The following is a 3,028-nucleotide window of genomic DNA, read 5'->3' as shown; positions in this document are numbered from 1 at the left end:
GGGTGCAGGAGATCGTCGAGCTGGCGGATGCCACGACCGCGCCGAATCAGCCCGCATGCCGACCGCGTGCTGTCCGCGGGCGGGCTGTGCTCCTCCGCCCGACGTCCTTTCCCGCCGTACGCACCGCACCGGCGACCGGTTGAGAACTCGCTGGTGAGGTGAGGCTGCCGATCCACCCGAGGAAGAGTGCCGCCGGCAAGGACACCATGCCCGCGTTGTAGTACGGATACCAGTTGAAACTCAACTCCGGCCATAGTGAGTTCTCGGTACCGGTGACGACGAGTGAGGAGGCCGTGAGCACGAGGGACAGCAGCAGTCCTCCGTGGACGGACCAGAGAAGCCCCGGCGATTGAACTTGGGCCAGAAGAAAGTGTTGATCAGCGCCGGGAATACACTCGAGGCCGCAACGCAGAGAGCGAAGATGACCAGGGACTCGACCGGGTACCGCCTGATGGCTGTGGACAGCGACAGACTCACGGCGACCAGGGCGACCAGGGCGACCAGGGCGACCAGGGCGACCAGGGCGACCAGGGCGACGAGGGTCAGACGCAGTACTCGCGCTTCTCCGGTTCGGGTGCGCGGGCCCTTGCCCTGAGGGAACACATCACGCGCGAAGGTGACAGCGGCAGCGAAGGCCACGCTTGACACGGTCGTGAGCGCGGCAAGGAAGGCCACGGACACCATGGCCGTGATGAGCGCGACGCGCGCCACCGAGCCGTGCGGGAGTACTTCCGAAGCCAGCAGAATCGGGGAACCCTGCCCAACTTCGTCAACCGCTCGGATGACGTCGCCTCCCACCACGGCCGCGGCCGCGAAGCCTGCCGCACTCAGGAGGACGACAAAGGCAGCACCCAGTCCCGAGGCAATGCTCATGGACCGGCGTGCCGAGCGCCCGGTGCGGGAGGCGCTCACCCGCAGGATCAGGTTCGGCAGCACGACCGTACCGAGAATGACGACGATGTGTTCGCCGATCGCGTTGAGTGATCCGAGGTTCGCGATGCGCGGCCAGAGTCCGGGGCTCAGATATCCGCTACGTCGGAGGTCCGGGGCCGCTCGACGGGTTCGCAGGCTGTGCATCGCGTCTCGTACACCCACACGGTGGCGACGAAGAGGCCGCATTGCAGGACGCCCCAGACGAGGCCGAGGGGGATGTGTCCGTACACGTGAACTGTGGGAAGGGCGGTCAAGGACAGCGCGATGCCGACGACAAGAGGGACGGCGTTGGTGGCGACGAACGCACGTCGGGCATGACGCGTGGTTCCGCGGAGACTTTCACCGTGTCGCGGTCGGAGGGCATCGAGCGATGGGTCCGGTGCCAGTGGGTGATCCGGTGAGGGCGAGGAGAAGACGGGGCGCACAGAAACCTTCCGGGCTTCGAGGGCGGGTGACTCGGCCGACGCGTATGGGTGCCTCGGACACGCGGCTTGTTCCGGCGCGCGAAAGGTCGAGGATCTGGCCGACGGCCGGGGAGGGACACGAACAGGAATCTCATGGGCATCAGATGGCGTCTCGGCCCGGGGCACGGCGGAGGCCGACCCGCTACCGGACTGACCGCTACCGCGGCCCGTAGACCACTACGGTGTTGCCCCATGGGTCCCGGGCCACGGCCCGGACCTCGTGCGGGCCCTGCTCGGGCTCCCGGACGACGGATCCGCCGCCTTGTACGAGGGCGGTGAGCGCCGAGGTCACGTCGGGGACCTTGAACGACGCCGCGGGCACCCCACCGGTGACGTCCTCGGCAGGGCCGGTCAGGGCCAACGTGGTACCGCCGGCGTCGAGGGCGGCGTAGCGGTCGCCGTCGACGAACTTCGTGGCCAGGCCAAAGGTGTCGGCGTAGAAGCGCACGGCGGCGTCGATGTCGGCCACCGGGTGCAGCACGTTTCCGATCTTCACGAGGTCGACCTCCACAGAATCACTCACCGGACGGCCTCGCAGTACGGGCGAGCGGAGGGTTCCACCACACCGCGCGCCGCGCGTGGATGGATCCACCGGAGCTGACGAGCCGGGTCCGATGTCAGTCATGTAACGCTCTGCCCGAGGTGGAGGAAATCACCGCGGTACCACATCACCGGCTTGCCGCTGCCTACGCGCGCGTCGTGCACACGACCGATGAGAATGACGTGATCTCCGCCGGGGATGGCTTGCTCCAGCTCGCAGCGGATGACCGCCGCGGCGTCGGGCAGTATCGGGTGTCCGCCCTCGTCGGACTCGAAGCTTCCGTGTGCGAACTTGTCCTCGCCCTTCGTGGCGAACCTCATGGCCAACTTCGCATGCGCGGGCGTCACGATGTTCACGACGAACCGCTCAGCCGCTATAAAAGCTGGGAAGCAGTCCGCTCCTTGGTCCAGGCACACCAGAACAAGTGGTGGATCGAGCGACAGCGCCGCGAAGGAACTCGCGGTGAACCCATGCAGCGTGCCCCCGGCACTTCGGGTCGTCACGATCGTCACACCGGCAGGGAAGCGGGCCAACGCCGAACGGAAGGCAGCCGCGTCCAGCCCCTGGACTTGATCAGCCATTCCACACCTCGCGGACAGCTCGGACGGCGGGGTCGTGGTAGCCGCCGAAGGCATCAACGTCGACGTGCGCCGCGAGTGGCGCCTCCTCGACCGGCCCTCGGGAACGGTGCTCACGTGCGAGCCCGGTCGGGATGTCCCCCTCAGTCAGGACGATGACGTCCATGTCGATCCTTCCTCGAATGTTATTGAGGAATAACATATGACGTGGCTTGGGTGCGGTCAATCCCCCGGGTGGAGAGGTGAATCCGTTAGCGTGCAGTAACGAAGCGGGAGTCGCGTCAGTCCGCGGCCGCCTGTGCGGCCCTGTGTGGCTGTCGGTCGCGATGTGACCGGGGTCGCTCTGGTCGCGGCCCCTCCCGCGTGCGCCCGGTCGACCTCTGTTGTTATCGCAAGGTGACGCCCGTCGCTCTTCCTGGGGCCTTGACCTGGGCTGAGCTACGTCCTACGTTATCGCCCACTAACATTTGTCGAAAGGGTCGGTATGGACTTCATCCTCATGTCTGAGGGGG

At 66.8% G+C, this 3,028-nt stretch carries 4 protein-coding genes; all 4 read right to left on the bottom strand.

Annotation, left to right across the window (positions count from 1 at the left end; all coding sequences use genetic code 11):
- Positions 1–240: 240 nt before the first annotated feature.
- The 4 genes from ACFV2X_RS55465 to ACFV2X_RS55450 all read right to left on the bottom strand — a co-directional run bounded on the left by ACFV2X_RS55465 (position 241) and on the right by ACFV2X_RS55450 (position 2,682).
- Positions 241–1,077, bottom strand: a complete 837-nt coding sequence (locus ACFV2X_RS55465; protein ID WP_385631925.1) for a hypothetical protein — start codon at positions 1,075–1,077, stop codon at positions 241–243.
- A gap of 477 nt (positions 1,078–1,554) precedes the next feature.
- The gene (locus ACFV2X_RS55460) at positions 1,555–1,893 is read right to left on the bottom strand and encodes a VOC family protein (RefSeq protein WP_385631924.1); all 339 of its coding nucleotides are present in this window, start codon (positions 1,891–1,893) and stop codon (positions 1,555–1,557) included.
- 125 nt (positions 1,894–2,018) lie between these two features.
- Positions 2,019–2,519, bottom strand: a complete 501-nt coding sequence (locus ACFV2X_RS55455; RefSeq protein ID WP_385631921.1) for a flavin reductase family protein — start codon at positions 2,517–2,519, stop codon at positions 2,019–2,021.
- The gene (locus ACFV2X_RS55450) at positions 2,512–2,682 is read right to left on the bottom strand and encodes a hypothetical protein (RefSeq protein ID WP_385631918.1); all 171 of its coding nucleotides are present in this window, start codon (positions 2,680–2,682) and stop codon (positions 2,512–2,514) included. The genes ACFV2X_RS55455 and ACFV2X_RS55450 overlap by 8 nt, the downstream gene beginning before the upstream one ends.
- Positions 2,683–3,028: the final 346 nt, after the last annotated feature.

It is taken from the genome of Streptomyces sp. NPDC059679, assembly GCF_042734105.1.
GTDB lineage: Bacteria > Actinomycetota > Actinomycetes > Streptomycetales > Streptomycetaceae > Streptomyces.
The sequence above is the reverse complement of the archived record's forward strand: the minus strand, read 5'-3'. Positions and strand labels throughout refer to the sequence as shown.

What these genes read in the sequence shown, in the direction of transcription:
- ACFV2X_RS55465 (WP_385631925.1), bottom strand. Translation starts at nt 1,077, where the DNA reads ATGCACAGCCTGCGAACCCGTCGAGCGGCCCCGGACCTCCGACGTAGC.
- ACFV2X_RS55450 (WP_385631918.1), bottom strand. Translation starts at nt 2,682, where the DNA reads ATGGACGTCATCGTCCTGACTGAGGGGGACATCCCGACCGGGCTCGCA.
- ACFV2X_RS55455 (WP_385631921.1), bottom strand. Translation starts at nt 2,519, where the DNA reads ATGGCTGATCAAGTCCAGGGGCTGGACGCGGCTGCCTTCCGTTCGGCG.